General features: G+C 71.6%; 14 protein-coding genes. 9 read left to right on the top strand and 5 right to left on the bottom strand.

The annotated features are described in order from the left end of the window. The first annotated feature begins 230 nt into the window (after window positions 1-230). The 7 genes from H1226_RS18760 (at window position 231) to H1226_RS18730 (ending at window position 7,174) form a co-directional block, all read left to right on the top strand. The gene (locus H1226_RS18760; protein ID WP_258341887.1) at window positions 231-1,325 is read left to right on the top strand and encodes a GH25 family lysozyme; all 1,095 of its coding nucleotides are present in this window, start codon (window positions 231-233) and stop codon (window positions 1,323-1,325) included. A 345-nt stretch (window positions 1,326-1,670) separates the two neighbouring features. Beyond that, window positions 1,671-1,793 (top strand): hypothetical protein, encoded by a 123-nt coding sequence (locus H1226_RS18755; protein ID WP_258341886.1) that lies wholly within the window; start codon window positions 1,671-1,673, stop codon window positions 1,791-1,793. A gap of 54 nt (window positions 1,794-1,847) precedes the next feature. Then, window positions 1,848-2,789 carry a lipid kinase gene (locus H1226_RS18750; RefSeq protein WP_258341885.1) on the top strand — a complete coding sequence of 314 codons (942 nt, stop codon included), beginning with the start codon at window positions 1,848-1,850 and terminating at the stop codon, window positions 2,787-2,789. A gap of 314 nt (window positions 2,790-3,103) precedes the next feature. After that, on the top strand, window positions 3,104-3,910 hold the full coding sequence (locus H1226_RS18745; protein WP_373690085.1) for an endonuclease I family protein: 807 nt from the start codon (window positions 3,104-3,106) through the stop codon (window positions 3,908-3,910). A 136-nt stretch (window positions 3,911-4,046) separates the two neighbouring features. Next, window positions 4,047-5,735, top strand: coding sequence for a WXG100 family type VII secretion target (locus H1226_RS18740; RefSeq protein ID WP_258341884.1), 1,689 nt, complete (start codon window positions 4,047-4,049; stop codon window positions 5,733-5,735). Between the two features lie 13 nt (window positions 5,736-5,748). Next, entirely contained in the window at window positions 5,749-6,471 is a 723-nt protein-coding gene (locus H1226_RS18735) for a hypothetical protein (RefSeq protein WP_258341883.1), read from the top strand. Then, window positions 6,464-7,174: a hypothetical protein gene (locus H1226_RS18730; RefSeq protein WP_258341882.1), complete on the top strand. Its 711-nt coding sequence runs from the start codon at window positions 6,464-6,466 to the stop codon at window positions 7,172-7,174. The genes H1226_RS18735 and H1226_RS18730 overlap by 8 nt, the downstream gene beginning before the upstream one ends. A gap of 2 nt (window positions 7,175-7,176) precedes the next feature. Here the strand turns inward: H1226_RS18730 and H1226_RS18725 are convergent, their stop codons facing one another. Further along, the gene (locus H1226_RS18725; RefSeq protein WP_258341881.1) at window positions 7,177-8,625 is read right to left on the bottom strand and encodes a sensor histidine kinase; all 1,449 of its coding nucleotides are present in this window, start codon (window positions 8,623-8,625) and stop codon (window positions 7,177-7,179) included. Window positions 8,626-8,814: 189 nt separating this feature from the next. Between H1226_RS18725 and H1226_RS18720 the strand changes: the two genes are divergently transcribed. Then, entirely contained in the window at window positions 8,815-9,324 is a 510-nt protein-coding gene (locus H1226_RS18720) for a hypothetical protein (protein WP_258341880.1), read from the top strand. A gap of 109 nt (window positions 9,325-9,433) precedes the next feature. Here the strand turns inward: H1226_RS18720 and H1226_RS18715 are convergent, their stop codons facing one another. Both H1226_RS18715 and H1226_RS18710 read right to left on the bottom strand, forming a co-directional pair. After that, window positions 9,434-10,117, bottom strand: a complete 684-nt coding sequence (locus H1226_RS18715; protein ID WP_258349451.1) for a response regulator transcription factor — start codon at window positions 10,115-10,117, stop codon at window positions 9,434-9,436. A gap of 33 nt (window positions 10,118-10,150) precedes the next feature. After that, the gene (locus H1226_RS18710; protein WP_224960126.1) at window positions 10,151-10,771 is read right to left on the bottom strand and encodes an L-threonylcarbamoyladenylate synthase; all 621 of its coding nucleotides are present in this window, start codon (window positions 10,769-10,771) and stop codon (window positions 10,151-10,153) included. A gap of 181 nt (window positions 10,772-10,952) precedes the next feature. On the opposite strand from H1226_RS18710, the gene H1226_RS18705 reads away from it, so the two are divergent. Further along, on the top strand, window positions 10,953-12,371 hold the full coding sequence (locus H1226_RS18705) for a hypothetical protein (protein WP_258341879.1): 1,419 nt from the start codon (window positions 10,953-10,955) through the stop codon (window positions 12,369-12,371). A gap of 78 nt (window positions 12,372-12,449) precedes the next feature. Here the strand turns inward: H1226_RS18705 and H1226_RS18700 are convergent, their stop codons facing one another. Continuing rightward, window positions 12,450-13,127, bottom strand: coding sequence for an MBL fold metallo-hydrolase (locus H1226_RS18700; RefSeq protein ID WP_258341878.1), 678 nt, complete (start codon window positions 13,125-13,127; stop codon window positions 12,450-12,452). Window positions 13,128-13,159: 32 nt separating this feature from the next. Next, the gene (locus H1226_RS18695; protein WP_224967211.1) at window positions 13,160-13,930 is read right to left on the bottom strand and encodes a maleylpyruvate isomerase family mycothiol-dependent enzyme; all 771 of its coding nucleotides are present in this window, start codon (window positions 13,928-13,930) and stop codon (window positions 13,160-13,162) included. Between the last annotated feature and the right edge of the window lie 152 nt (window positions 13,931-14,082).

Raw genomic sequence — 14,082 nt, 5'->3', positions numbered from 1 at the left:
ATTTGCACCGTGGGTGACGGACCGCCGGGGTGGCGGTGGCCTGAAGTGCCGGAACCAGGTACCTCCCTACGTAGAAACCGCGATGCACGTACACGCTCCGTTCCGGAGTGTGGGTCCACGTGACACCCCCCGATCGACACGAGAACCCCGAGACCCCGACCCCCGAGAACCAGACCCCCGAGACGACGCGGGCCGCTTCAGCGAACAGCAACGCATGGCGGGACACGGCATTGGGCGCCGACCGCGCGGTGCGTTCCGGTGTGGACCGGGTGCGGCCCTACGCCCACCAGGTCTGGCAGAAGATCCTGCCGCTGCTGCGCCGGCTGTGGCTGGCGGTGCTGCCGCTGCTGAGCAAGGCGCGGAACTCCACCGCCGGTCGTCGCGTCGAGCAGACCGTCGGACCCTGGGCCGACCGCGCCGCCGCGAAGTTCCGCGAGCAGGGCCACGGCGGGCAGCACCGCACCCAGCAGCCGCGGCTGCGGGCCATGAAGGCCGGTGCCGGACTCGCCGCGCTGGGCGTGGTGGGCGTCGCGGTGCTCAGCGTGAGCACCGGTACGCACGACGACGTCCGCGCCGCCGCGCACGTGGACGACATCCCCGCGTCCTCGAACCAGGCCGGTCAGAACCCGGCGGACCTGTTCGACGAGACCCCCGACGACGTCTCCGACGAGGACTCGGGCCCGGTGCCCGGCCCGCCCGCCAAGGGCATCGACGTCTCGAACCACAACGGATCCGTGGACTGGAAGAAGGTCGCCGCGTCCGGGCAGAACTTCACGTTCGTGCTCGCCACCGACGGCACCGACTTCACCAGCCCCAAGTACGCCGAGCAGTACCACGGCGCGAAGGACGCCGGCCTGCTGGCCGCGCCGTACCACTTCGCCCGCCCCGACGAGTCCGCCGAGGCGCAGGCCGACAAGCTGCTGAAGGTGGCCGACTACCAGCGGGACGGCAAGAGCCTGCCCCCGGTGCTCGACCTGGAGGTCGACCCGTCCGGCGGTGGCTGCTACGGCCTGTCCGTGCCGGAGATGCACCAGTGGACCGACACCTTCACGGGCAAGGTGAAGGCCGAGACCGGGACCGACCCGATCATCTACGCCAACCCCTCGTTCTGGAACGAGTGCATGGGCGGGACCGACAGCTACTCGGACCACCCGCTGTGGCTCGCCTCCTACGGCGTCGACGAGCCCACCGTGCCCAAGGGCTTCAAGGACTGGAACTTCTGGCAGTACACCGAGGACGGCAGCGTCTCCGGCGTGAACGGCTCGGTCGACCAGAACCACTTCCAGGGCAGCGTCGGCGACCTGAAGAAGCTGGCCGAGGACTGATCCCCCGGGCGCGGGCCGTTCCCCGAGCGGCCCGCCCCGCAGCCCCGGCCGGTGGAGAGGACCGAAGACCCCGGCCGCACGGCCACCCCGAAGAACCCCGCCGCACGGCCACCCCGAAGAACTCCGCCGCGCGGCCACCCCGAAGATCCGGCCACCCGACCGAGGACCGGCCACCCGAAGAAACCCGGCGCCGCCCCTCGGCTCCGGATCCCGAAACCCGGCCCCCGTCCGCATCCCCCGCGGACGGGGGCCGTCGCACGTCCGGCGGCGAGAGGTGTCCCGCCGCACGATCGACGGCCCGGCCCCCGCACCTCGCGGGTGACCGGGCCGTCGCAGCACGGGGCCATGGCCGTCCGCACCACCGCCGCCGGCCACACCGTCACCGACCTGGGACCGCGCGGGACCGCGCGCTTCGCCTGCGTGCGGGACCAGGACGGGACCACCGCGGAGCTGATCCAGCTGGCGTGAGCGTCCTCACCTGCGGCGACGGTCGGGCGTGTTCGATCCGCCGGTAGCCTTCGAGTGACCGGAGGAGGAACCATCCGCTACGACGGCCACGTCACCAAGGCTGCCCTGATCGTCAACGCGCAATCGCGGTCCGGGGCGCGCGCCTGCTCGCACGCCGAGGACCTGCTGCGCGCGCTGGACGTGCCGCTGCACGCGGTGCACCCGCTGCGGGACGCCTCCCGGCTGGTGGAGGTCGTGGAGGGCGTCGTCGAGGACGGGCACGACCTGGTCGTGCTCGGCGGCGGCGACGGCACGGTGAGCTCGGTGGTGGACGTGCTGGCGCACCGCGAGGTGCCGATGGGCCTGCTGCCGCTGGGCACGGCCAACGACTTCGCCCGCACGATGCACATCCCGGCGGACCTCGACGGCGCCTGCCGGACCATCGCGCGCGGGCACGTGGTGGACGTGGACCTGGGGCGCTGCGGCGGGAACTTCTACGTCAACCGGGCCTCGGCGGGCCTGGGGGCGGCGGTCGCCCAGCACATGTCGCCGGTGCTGAAGCGGCGGGTCGGCCCGCTGGCCTACCCGGTGGCGACGGCGCGGGCGCTGCGCAGGCACCGGCCGTTCGCGGCGACCCTGGAGTTCCCGGACGGCGACCACGCCACGATGGAGCTCACCGACCTGCTGCAGATCTCGGTGGCCAACGGCCGGTACTTCGGCGGCGGGCAGCTGGCGGCGGCCGACGCGGGCATCGACGACGCCATGCTGGACGTGTCGGTGCTGCACAACGGCAGCCCGCTGCGGCTGCTGTCGATGGCGCGGGAGCTGCGCACCGGCAGCACGACGGACAGCTCGCTGGTGACGCACGTGCGGACCGGCTCGGTCGTGGTGAACACCGACGAGGAGCTGCCGATCAACGTGGACGGCGAGCTGGTGGCGAACACCCCGCAGCGGTTCTCGGTGGCGCGCAACGCGCTGCACGTGGTGGCTCCGCCGACGTGGACCGACGGCGGCTGAAACCGCGGTCCCGCATTTCTCGATCAGCGCCGTTTCCGTATTTCGCGGAATTCCGGTGCGAACGGTTCGCGCGCCGGAAGCCGTTTCCTGAATTCTCGTCGGCGAAATTGAACGGATTTCCCGTTTCCCCTGGTCTGAGCTGGTCCTCTCGGCCCTGCTGGGCCATTCGGCGGACAAGCGATTGCGCTGAATGCTGCACTCGGCGGTGCTGATCCGCGTGCCAGAATTCGGCCTTGACCGTGTTCTGCGGCGCCCTCGCGAATTCATCGACGTGCGAACGGCGCCGCTCTTTCCGGGAGAGGACCGCGCTCGTGCTGAAGACCCGCTGGACACGCTTCGCGCTGGCAGGTGTGCTGCCGCTGGCCGTGGCGCTGCCGCTGCCCGCTTCCGCCGCGCCCGCCGACCTGGGCGGCGCCGACCGCCCGGTGGCGGCGGACGACTCCTACTACGAACCGGCGCTGGGCAAGACCGGCCCGGAGCTGAAGGCCGCCCTCAACGACATCATCAGCAGCGCCGACCAGCTCACCTACGACGAGGTGTGGGACGCGCTGAAGGTCACCGATCAGGACCCGGCGAACCCGGGCAACGTGATCCTGCTGTACTCGGGCCGCTCGCAAGGCAAGGACACCAACGGCGGCGGCGCCGACCAGTGGAACCGGGAGCACACCTGGGCGAAGTCGCACGGCGACTTCGGCACCTCGCCCGGGCCGGGCACCGACGTGCACCACCTGCGCCCGACCGACGTCTCGGTCAACTCGGCGCGCGGCAACAAGGACTTCGACATGGGCGGCAGCCCGGTCGACGAGGCCGAGGGCAACTTCACCGACGACGACTCCTTCGAGCCCCGCGACGAGGTCAAGGGCGACGTCGCCCGCATGATCATGTACATGGCGGTGCGCTACGAAGGCGACGACGGCGCCCCCGACCTGGAGCTCAACGACCAGGTGGACAACGGCAGCGCGCCCGCGATGGGCCGCCAGTCGGTGCTGCTGGAGTGGAACGCCCAGGACCCGCCGGACGACTTCGAGAAGAACCGCAACCAGGTCATCTTCGACCAGTTCCAGCACAACCGGAACCCGTTCATCGACCACCCGGAGTGGGCGGCCGACATCTGGGGCTGATCCCGAGCGCCGGAGGTGGCCGCGCGCCGCCTCCGGCCGGATCGGTGGGAACGGACCTGGGCTCGAGATCGTCGCAGTAGTATCGCCACCACTGATCGGTGGTGGGTGCACCGCTTCGAGTCCTGGGGGGACGACCGTGACCTTGAACGTCGCACCGGAGGCGCTGTCGGCGCACAGCCAAGGCTCCCAAGGCGTGTCGCAGCACTTGGACCAGCTGTCCGCGGTGCTGGAGCAGGCTCGGGTCAGCGACGACTGCTTCGGCCCGATCGGCGAGCTGCTGGCCATGCACTACTTCAGCTCGCTGGAGGAGTGCCGCGACCTCGCCACCCAGGCCGGCGGGTTCATGGGGCACATCTCGCAGGCCGTGCAGGACTGCGCCAAGGACTACCAGGACATGGACCAGACCCAGGCCGACGACCTGGGCAAGATCGACCTCAGCGGGATGCGGGTCTCCGGCGGTGGACCCGCCTCGCTCGGCGAGGTCAACGGCGCCGGCGGGCCCGGCCGCAGCTACCTGGGGCGGACCGCCGAGTACGGCTCGTCCGCGGTCTCCACCAGCAACGACCTGGCGCGCGCGGACAACCCGCCGGACATCGCCATCGCCACCGTCAACGCCCGCATGGAGCAGCTGGACATGGCGCTCAGCCCGGGCAAGGCGTTCGCGGACAACGGGCTCGGATTCCTCATCTCCCTGGTGATCAGCCCGCTGGTGGAGTGGGTCATCGAACCGCTGATCGGCGACCCGGACCAGATGCGCAGCACCGGGAAGGGCTGGGAGCAGGTCGCCGACTGGGTCGACGGCCTCGGCGAGCAGGAGCAGCAGCGGGCCGCCGCCACCCGGCCCGTGTGGGAAGGCCAGGCCGGGGACGCGTTCCGCAAGCAGATGGAGGAGTTCTCCGGCGGCACCGCCGCGTTCGCCGAAGAGGTGCGCGGCCTCGCGCAGACGTTGAACTTCGCCGCCGACATCTTCGACATGGCCGTCGAGATGATCGTGGACATCCTCCAGGAACTCGTGATGGGCCTCATCATCGAGTGGATCGCGGCGCTGGCCGCGTCCTGGATCACCGCGGGCGCCTCCGTCGCCGCGGCCTCCGGGCTCACCGCCTCCCAGGTCGCCATCACCGGCACCCGCCTCGGCACCAAGGCCGCCGAACTCCTCCACAAGCTGAAGCCCCTGATCACCAAGCTGGAAGAACTCCTCCAGAACCTCCGCAGCGGCAAACTCCGCAAGGTCGTCGAGAAGATGAACGAGCTGCGGAACGGGAGCAGGGGACAGCAGTGGGTGGCCCGGCAGATCGACGGGAACCCGATCGCGAAGATTCTCACCCGTGGTGACACCGATGGTCTCCGCAACGCCCAGCGCGGAGTCCGCGAAGCGGAAGAAGCGCTCGCGCAAGGTCGACCGGGGGCGCAGGCCGACCTGAACCGCGCTACCCGCGACCTCGAGCGGGCCGCCGCCGAGGACGGGACTTCGACGACGGGCAACCGATTCGCGAACGCCGCTCGCCGTGATGAGAACGGCGACGTGATCTACCGCCAGAACGCCGACGGGACGCCGTCCCGTTCCTGGGGCGGTGATCTCCGGCCTGAGATGGAGCGTGCACGGGGTGAGCAGGCTCTGGCCGCGAATCTGGCCCAGGCGGGGCTCGGGGTCGCCGGTTTGAGCGGTGAGCACCGGTTGACGGATGCCGTCGTGCACGAAGGTACGGCGGCCGTGGCACAAGAAGGCCTCGAGCAAGGCGTGAAGTTCGGGTACGACGTGGCGCAGAACCCGTCGTCCGATGACGAGCGCGATGCCGCAACAGAACGCGGATTCAGCATCTGAGGAGGAAGTCCTGATGTCGTTGTCCAGGGCGCTTCCGGCGCCGTTGGTGGCGCGGGAGTGGTGGTGTGCTCCGGACGAGCCGCTCTTGTGGGCGTTGTGGCAGGAGGATCTGGTCTACCGCGTCAAGGGGCTGGACGAGCGCGGTGCACAGTTGGAGAGCTGGGGCAAGAGGGTCGCCCGCGGCGGCGGCAAGGCGGCGGCCGCGGTCGGTGGCTTCGCGGGCGATGCGTTGCTGACCATGGCCTTCGGCAGCGGAGACAGCGGTGACCGCGGCAAGCCGGACAGCGGTGGCGGGCGCCGGGCGGATCTGACGGTGTTCGGGTCGGCGCCGGAGTGCGCAGCCGTGCGGACGATCGGCAGCACCGTGCCCGCTGAAGGATCGCCGTACCGCACGTTGTGGATGCTGACTCCGCGGCGCCTCGGAGTCGCGGTGGAACTCCTCGCTCGGGGCGGCGCGTCGGCTCGGGCGGGGCAGGGCGTTCGGGCGGGGCAGGGCGAGTTCGGGAAGAACGCACCGGGTGAGCCGATCCGGCCGGAGCGGGTGCTGCCGTGGCTGGAATTCGGCCCGAACGACATCGCGGACTGCCTCCCGATCGGCTCGAAGCTCCCCATCACGTGCGCGATCACGTTGCGGGACGGTTCCGGCTTCGGCCTGAACGCCCGCAGGCCCGGCGGGGTCCCCGTGATGCTCGACGCGCTGCGGGCGTTCACCGGTGGAGGAGGCGGACGTGGCTGACCTGAACGAACTGGACCGGGAGCTCCTGGATCGGAAGTGGTCCGCCAAGCTCCGGGAGAAGTGGGCGGCCGACGGCGAAGAACTCCGCTGGCTCGTGCTCCCGGAGCAGGGGTACGTCGGTTCGACCGTGTCCGGGCGGACGAGCGTTCCGCACGAGCCGCTCAACGACGTGGAACCGTCCCATGTGGACAGAACGGGTTGGCCGCTGCCGAGCGACCTCGTCACCTCCGGTCGCTACCTGGGCGACGAGTGGGCCGACGACCCGTCCATCATGTGGTGGGCCGTCGCCGATGACCCGGGCCGGGCCGCGGTCCGCTTCGGTGATCACCTGACCGCGGTGGTCGGGGAGGCGTTCCTGGTGCTGAGTTCGGAACGGCTCGCGGTCGTCGTGGAACAGGGCAAGGTCGGGTCTCGCCGACCGGAGCAGCCCGGCGCCTCGAGTGGCTGGTTCGGCAAGGTCCGCTCCGCTGCCGCTCAAGTGCAGCAGGCGGCCGAGGGCATCGCCGCGCTGAAGGACGCGAAACACCCGCATTCGTACTTCGAGGTGCCGATCTCGCAGGTGCGGGGCGTGCGGTTCGCGCCGATGGGGCGGAACATCCCCCGGGCCGCGTTCCTCCGCATCGATTTCGCGGACGGTTCGGCGCTGTTCGCGCGGCACTACGAGGCGGAGGCCGACGCCGCGAAGTCCGCCGGCTCGGGCTGACGTCAGGGTTGCGCCAGCGGGAACGTCGCGGTGAAGCGGGCTCCTCGGTCGGAGTCGGTGATGGCGAGGGTGCCGTCGTGCAGCTGGGCGATCTCGCGGGCGAGGGCCAGGCCGAGGCCCGCGCCGCCGCGTTCGCGGGCGCGGGCGGTGTCGAGGCGGGCGAAGCGTTCGAAGACGTGCTCGCGGGATTCGGCGGGCACGCCGGGGCCGTCGTCGAGGACGTCGAGCCGCGCCCGCCCGTCCTCGACGCGCAGGCTCAGCGACACCCGCTGCTCGGCGTGGGTTTCGGCGTTGTCGAGCAGGTTGGTGATCAGCCGCGACAGGTGGGTGCGGTGCCCGTCGACGACGACGCCCGGTTCGATCTCGGCGTGCCGCCGCACGTGGGTCGGGGGCCTGCGCTCCAGGGTGTCGGCGGCGAGCGAGCCGAGGTCCAGCGCTTCGCCCGCGGTGTGCGGCATGCCGTCGATGCGGGCCAGCGCCAGCAGGTCCGAGGTGAGCCGCTCCAAGCGATCCAGGTCGTCGAGGGTGCCTTCGGCGATGCCGGGCCAGTCGGCCCGCTGCGGGTGGGCTTGCGCCACTTCCAGCGGCGTGCGCAGGGCGGCCAGCGGGCTGCGCAGTTCGTGCGAGGCGTCGGCGACGAACTGCCGCTGCCTGCGCACCGAGTCGTCCAACCGGTCCAGGGTGTCGTTGAGGGTGAGCGCCAGCCGCGCGATCTCGTCGCCGCTCGCCGGAACCGGCATGCGTCCGCGCAGGTCGTGCGCGGACAGCCGGGTGAACTCGTGCCGGATCGCCTCCACCGGGCGCAGCGCTCGGCGGGTGCTGAACCAGGTCAGCGCGGCGACGACGGCCAGCAGCACCGGCATCCCGAACAGCAGCCCGGTCGTGGCCGCCTCGGTGGCGCGCTGCACGGATCGGGTGGAGGCGCTGGCGATGAGCGTCTGGGCACCGGCGGGTGTGTCCACAGTGGCCTGCGCGGTGCGCAGCGGCGCGATCGGTTCCTCGCCGGAGTGCGAGATGCCGCCGGGCAGGTCCGACCGGACTCCCGTCGCGGGTGGGCCCAGCGGTTCCACGGGCCGGGGCCGCGGGTCGTCCTGCGGGCTCACCGGTTCGCCGGGTTCCGGGTCGGCCGGGGCGAGCGGGCTCATCGGCGGCCCGGGGGCGGGCGCCTCGCCGGGTTCCGGGATCGGGAGGGCCGATTCGGCGCCCGCCGGGATCGCCCGCACGGTGACGTCGTCCATGCGCACCGGGAGCTCCACCCCGGCCAGCACGGCCTCCCGCGCGGTGCTCAGCTGCTCGTTCAGCGCGGCGTCGAGCTCCTCGGTGAGCCTGCCGTGCAGGTAGCCGATGAGCGACAACCCGATGGCGACCGTGGCCAGCGCGACGATGCCGGTGGCGGTGAGGGTGGTGCGGGCGCGGATCGACAGGCGCCGCAGCCGCAGCGGGTCACGCACGGGTGGTCCCGGCGCTGCTCGCACGGCGATGTTCCTGGTCGATCACGGGTACCCGCATGCGGCTCAGCATGACACCCGCAGCTGAAGCGATCTTCAGGTTGCTTCAGCTCCGCTTCAGCGGGCCCGGGCACCGTGGTCCTCGTCGCGGGAACACCCCGCGGCGAACCGGATCAGAGGAGTTCTCCACAGATGCGACAGACGCGAATCGTTCGGGCCGCCGCCCTCGCGGCCGGTGCCCTGGTGCTCGGGCTCGGCGGCGCGGGCACGGCCTTCGCGGCCTCCGCGACACCGGTCCCCGCCCCGGTGCAGGGCGAGCCCATCGAATGCATCCCCGCAGGCGAGCCGGGCGTTCCCCCGGTCGAGGGCGTTCCGTCCGGTGCGCCGGGCGTGGCACCGAGCCAGGACCGCGGGGCGGACGACACCGTGCCGTGCATCCCGGGCGGCCCGCCTGCCGAGGGCGTGCCCGCGCCGATCGAGTGCATCCCGTCGGGTGAGCCGGGTGTGCCGCCGGTGGAGGGAGTCGCGGCCGCGCAGGCCGATGACACCGTCCCGTGCATCCCGGACGGCCCGCCCTCCGAGACCGTGCCCGCGCCGGGCGACACGATCCCGCCGCTGCCGACCGAGCCGGGCCGTCCCGGTGTCCCCTCGGACGCGCCGGGCATCCCGGTGCCCGCGCCGGGCGTCGCGCCGATCGGCTGATCAGGGCCGGCCGTCGCGGCCGGGAGCGGTTCCCGGGAGGACGGTCCCGGGCCGGGCGCGCCGGGTGCGGACGTGGGGGTCCGCGCCCGGCGCGTCGCCGTGCGCCCGGTCAGCCCTCGCCGCGGTCCGGCACGAGCCGGTAGCCGTGCCCGCGCACGGTCCGGATGCTGCGCCGCCCGAACGGGTTGTCGATCTTGCGGCGCAGCGCGCTGATGTGCACCTCGACCAGGTTCACGTCCGGGTCGGCGGCGAAGTCCCAGCCGCTCTCCAGCAGCCGCCGCTTGGACACCACCTGCCCGCCGCCGCGCGCCAGCAGCTCCAGCACCGCGAATTCCTTGCTGGTCAACGAGATGTCCTGGTCGCCGCGAGCGCAGCTGCGCCGCGCCGGGTCCAGCACCAGGTCCCCGACGCGCAGCAGCGGCGGCCGGGCCGTGGCGCGGCGCCGGATCGCGTTGCGCAGCCGGGCCAGCAGCACCACGTACGAGAACGGCTTCGTCACGTAGTCGTCGGCGCCCGAGTCCAGCGCGTCCGCCTCGTCGTACTCCCCGTCCTTCGCGGTGAGCATGATGATCGGCGTCCAGTCCTCCGCCGCGCGCAGCCGCTCGCACACCCGGTAGCCGTTGAGGCCGGGCAGCATGATGTCCAGCAGGATCGCCGCGTACTCGGTGTCGGCGGCGAGCCGCAGCGCATCGAGACCGTCGCCGGTGACGTCCACCGCCCAGCCCTCGGCTTCCAGCCCCGTGCGCAGCGCCTCCGCCACACGACGTTCATCTTCGACGACGAGCACCCGCATGCCGATCAGCATGCCAGCCCGCCGGACGCCGGTTCACTCGAACCGCTCGGGGTCCCCCGCGCCGTACCGCACGACCTCCGCCTCGCCGCTGGAGAAGTCGACGACCGTGGTCGGTTCGGTGCCGCAGTCGCCGGAGTCCAGCACCGCGTCCACCTCGTGGTCCAGCCGTTCCTTGATGTCCCAGCCCTGGGTGAGCGGCTCCTCCTCGTCGGGCAGCAGCAGCGTGCTCGACAGCAGCGGTTCGCCGAGCTGCGCCAGCAGCGCCTGCGCGGTGACGTGCTGCGGGATGCGGATGCCGACCGTCTTCTTCTTCGGGTGCATCAACCGCCGCGGCACCTCCTTGGTGGCGGGGAGGATGAAGGTGTAGCTGCCGGGAGTGCTGGCCTTGATCGCCCGGAACACCGAGTTGTCGATGTGCACGAACTGGCCCAGCTGCGCGAAGTTCTCGCACACCAGCGTGAAGTGGTGCCGGTCGTCGAGCTTGCGGATGGTCTTGATCCGCTCCACGCCGTCCTTGTTGTCCAGCCCGGTCCCGAGGGCGAAGCAGGAGTCGGTGGGATACGCGATCACCCCGCCGGACCGGATGAGGTCGACCGCCTGGCCGAGCGTGCGGCGCTGCGGGTTGTCCGGGTGCACGTCGTAGTACCTCGCCATCCACCGAGCCTAGGATCACCGGCCGCCGTCCGACAGGGCGGGCCGCGATGAGACCCGGATCGGCGGGGCATCGGACTGCTCTGATCGAGCGGCCGCCAGATCGGTGGTCGTCCGTAGCGGATCTTGTTGGTGTTGTGCGAGCCGTCGTAGCGTCCCATCTGATCGGGGAGGACGGGGATCCATGGATTTCGGTGCGGTGATGCGTGCGCTCAGCATCTCGGGGAATCTGACTCTGGTCTCATCGCGGGAACTGGTCGACAAGGTGAATCGGGCGGCGCTTCGCTTCGAGCGGAAAGAGCAGAAGCAGATCTTCCGGTTCCGCAAGTGGCCCGTTCCGGTGACAGTCCCGGACGTGCTGCCCACCGCCCCGGTCCACGTTCTGCGGGAGGTCGGGGTCGCGACCACCTTCTTCGACGATCCGGTCTTCGCTGACGCGGCGAGGCTGTGGGCGCAGCTCCGCTACTGCGCGACCCTCGCCCCGCACCGCGGGCGCATGACGTTGTCGGCCACGGCGGCCAGTTCCGTTGTGCACCACCACAAGGTCGCCCAATCCGAATACCTGGGTATCGGGCTGGCGTTGTTCGTCGCTCGGCATGTGCTGAGCGAGCAGTATCCCGGATTGGACTTTCAGGCAGTGGATGCCGACGTCGCGCTCCGCTCGGGGATTCCCGGAGTGGGGGCGGTGCGCCAGGCGAGCGGTGTCCGAGTTCGCCCGGACTACTTCCTGATCGGCCACCCGCGCAACGGTGGCGCGGTCAAGATCGTAGTCCTGGAGTGCAAGGGCAATCACGGCAACGAGTCGCTCGCGGTCGATCAACTGGCGAAGGCGTGCGTGCAGGTCCGGTCGGTGGAGATCGCTGGTCGCGGTTGCCTGCCGTCACTCATGGTCGCGTCGTGTCTACGGCAGTCCGGCATCACCGTGCACGTGCTCGACCCTCCGGGAGAGGACGAGCTGTGGTCGGGTAGCGCCGACGAGCTGGAACGCGAGTTGAACGAGGAACTAGGCGAGGTTCCGGAACCGTTCACGTCCGAACGGCCGGGATCCGAACAGCAGGACGACGCCGTCGACGAGCTGGCCCTGTTCGACCGGACACTTCCTGTCGATGTCGAGGAGTCCGATACGTCCTTTCCTGCAGAAGCGAGGGTTCTCACAATCCCGCAGGCGAGCCAGAAGTGGTTCTCCCACGCGCTCGCGCGTTTCGGCGCGGCCTCGGCATTGCTGTTCGCGGGTGCGGGCCGGACTGCGGCCGCGTACCGGCCTCCTCCTCCACGCGGGGGGTTCACCGGCCTCGACGAGCAGAGCTCGGCCTCGGGCGACGACGCGGCCACGGCGTTCGATCTCGGCGGCGGCCTGCACGTGATGGGTACCCGCTCGGTGCTTCCACTGCCGGATGGCGGGCGGTTCGTGGTGCACCGCGGCCTCGAATCCGGATTGTACGAGCAGCTCGCGGGTCAGCGGCTCGGTTCGTACCTGCGTTCGGCACCCGGAGTCGAGGAGCGTTGGCGGAACGGCATCCTCGATGAGGAGTTCGCTCGCGACGCCGTCTCCGTCGGGTCTGACGGCACGGTTCTCGCGGTGTCCCTGGACCGTGGCCGGTGAGGAACGCATCGGTCGTTCGCTCGCGCTTGCGCGAAGCGGGCCGTCCCGAGATCCGGGCGGCCCGCTCCGCGGGTCGGTTCACCAGCCGCGTTCGCGCCACTCCGCGAGGTGGGGGCGCTGCTCGCCGAGGGTCGAGTCGTCGCCGTGGCCCGGGTAGAACCAGGTGTCGTCCGGGAGCTCGGCGAAGATCCGGTTCTCCACGTCGTCGAGCAGCGAGGTGAAGTCCTCCGGCGAGCCGGTCTTGCCGACGCCGCCGGGGAACAGCGAGTCCCCGGTGAACAGGTGCGGGTGCCCGGCCGGGTCCCGGTACAGCAGCGCGATCGAGCCGGGCGTGTGCCCGCGCAGGTGGATGACCTGCAGCTCGGCGTCGCCGACGGGCACCACGTCGCCGTGGTTCACCAGGCGGTCCGGCGGCACCGGCAGTTCCCCGGCGTCGGCGGGGTGCGCCAGCGTGTAGCAGCCGGTCTGGCCCGCGACCGCGCCCAGCGCCTGCCAGTGGTCGCCGTGCTGGTGGGTGGTGACGATGGTGCGCAGCCGCGGCCGGTCGTCGTCGTGCCCCAGCAGGTCGGCGAGCCGCTCCGAATCGTTCGCCGCGTCGATCAGCAGCGCGTCCCCGGTGCCGCGGCAGGTCAGCAGGTATGCGTTGTTGTCCATCGGGCCGACCGACACCTTGGTGATGGTCAACGCGTCCAGGACCCGCTTGGCGGGGGCGCCGCCGGGTTCGACATGGCCGGTGTACTGCTCGTATGCCTCCACGTGCGAAGCGTATCGCTCGGCGGCGCCGCCCCTCACAACCACACCGGCAGCGCCGGGGCGTCCCCTTCCAGCGGCTCGGGACCGGTGCGGCCGAGCAGCCAGCCGAGCATCGGGCCGGGGCGCCCGCGCACCTGGGCGGGCGGGGAGGTGGTGCCGCGCAGCTCCCAGGTGCGGGTGCGGCCGTCGTCGAAGTCGACCACCACCGTCACCGCGGGCACGTCGGGCCTGCCCCCGAACTGCTGCACCACGTCCTCCAGCAGCTGCTCGGCGTCCGCTTCGGGGACCTCGTCGAAGCCGACGCCGCCGTCGAGGTCCACCAGGTGCACCCACAGCTCCAGCAGCCGCTTGCGCAGCACGTGGTGGGCGGGCATCGGTTCGCGGCCCACGACCTCCGCGTCCCACGCCGAGGCGGGCAGGGTGCGGACGGCGTGCGCGAACCGGCCGTGCGAGGCCACCACGTCCTCCACCAGCAGCCGGTGCCCGCGCACCGCACCCTCCTGGATGTCGGCGTCGCGGTCGGCGGGGCTGGCGTACATGGGGTGCTCGGCGCCGGTCCTGGCCCAGATCAGCAGGTTCAGCAGCCCGTCGGCGTTGCGGGCCAGGTGGGTGAGCACGTGCGCGCGGGTCCAGCCCGGCAGCAGGCTGGGCCGTCGCACGCTCGCGTCGTCCAGCTCCTCGCTCACCTGGAGCAGGCGCTGCGTGCTGCGTTCGATCGCGGACAGGGCGGCGGTGACCTGTTCGGTCGAGTGCGCGGCTCCGGCGGGCACGGGGGTGCCGCCGGCGCCGAGAACGGTGTCAGCCATCGGATTCCTTGATGTGTGCAGGAAATTCTCCGGACACGGCAGGGGAGTACCCGAGAGTAGGGGTACAGGCGCGTCCCCCGACAGTGCCCAATCCGGGGGAATTTGCGTATGGTCGCGCACAGGCGTGCTAGGGGGCGGCCCGGAATACTGCG

The sequence above is a fragment of the Saccharopolyspora gregorii genome, assembly GCF_024734405.1.
In the GTDB taxonomy this organism is placed as follows: domain Bacteria; phylum Actinomycetota; class Actinomycetes; order Mycobacteriales; family Pseudonocardiaceae; genus Saccharopolyspora_C; species Saccharopolyspora_C gregorii.
Note: the sequence above shows the minus strand (reverse complement) of the source record. Positions and strands in the feature narration are given on the sequence as shown.

Coding starts and splice junctions, on each gene's coding strand:
- H1226_RS18755 (WP_258341886.1), top strand. CDS start 1,671: ATGGCCGTCCGCACCACCGCCGCCGGCCACACCGTCACCGACCTGGGA.
- H1226_RS18735 (WP_258341883.1), top strand. CDS start 5,749: ATGTCGTTGTCCAGGGCGCTTCCGGCGCCGTTGGTGGCGCGGGAGTGG.
- H1226_RS18720 (WP_258341880.1), top strand. CDS start 8,815: ATGCGACAGACGCGAATCGTTCGGGCCGCCGCCCTCGCGGCCGGTGCC.
- H1226_RS18715 (WP_258349451.1), bottom strand. CDS start 10,117: ATGCGGGTGCTCGTCGTCGAAGATGAACGTCGTGTGGCGGAGGCGCTG.
- H1226_RS18710 (WP_224960126.1), bottom strand. CDS start 10,771: ATGGCGAGGTACTACGACGTGCACCCGGACAACCCGCAGCGCCGCACG.
- H1226_RS18705 (WP_258341879.1), top strand. CDS start 10,953: ATGGATTTCGGTGCGGTGATGCGTGCGCTCAGCATCTCGGGGAATCTG.
- H1226_RS18695 (WP_224967211.1), bottom strand. CDS start 13,930: ATGGCTGACACCGTTCTCGGCGCCGGCGGCACCCCCGTGCCCGCCGGA.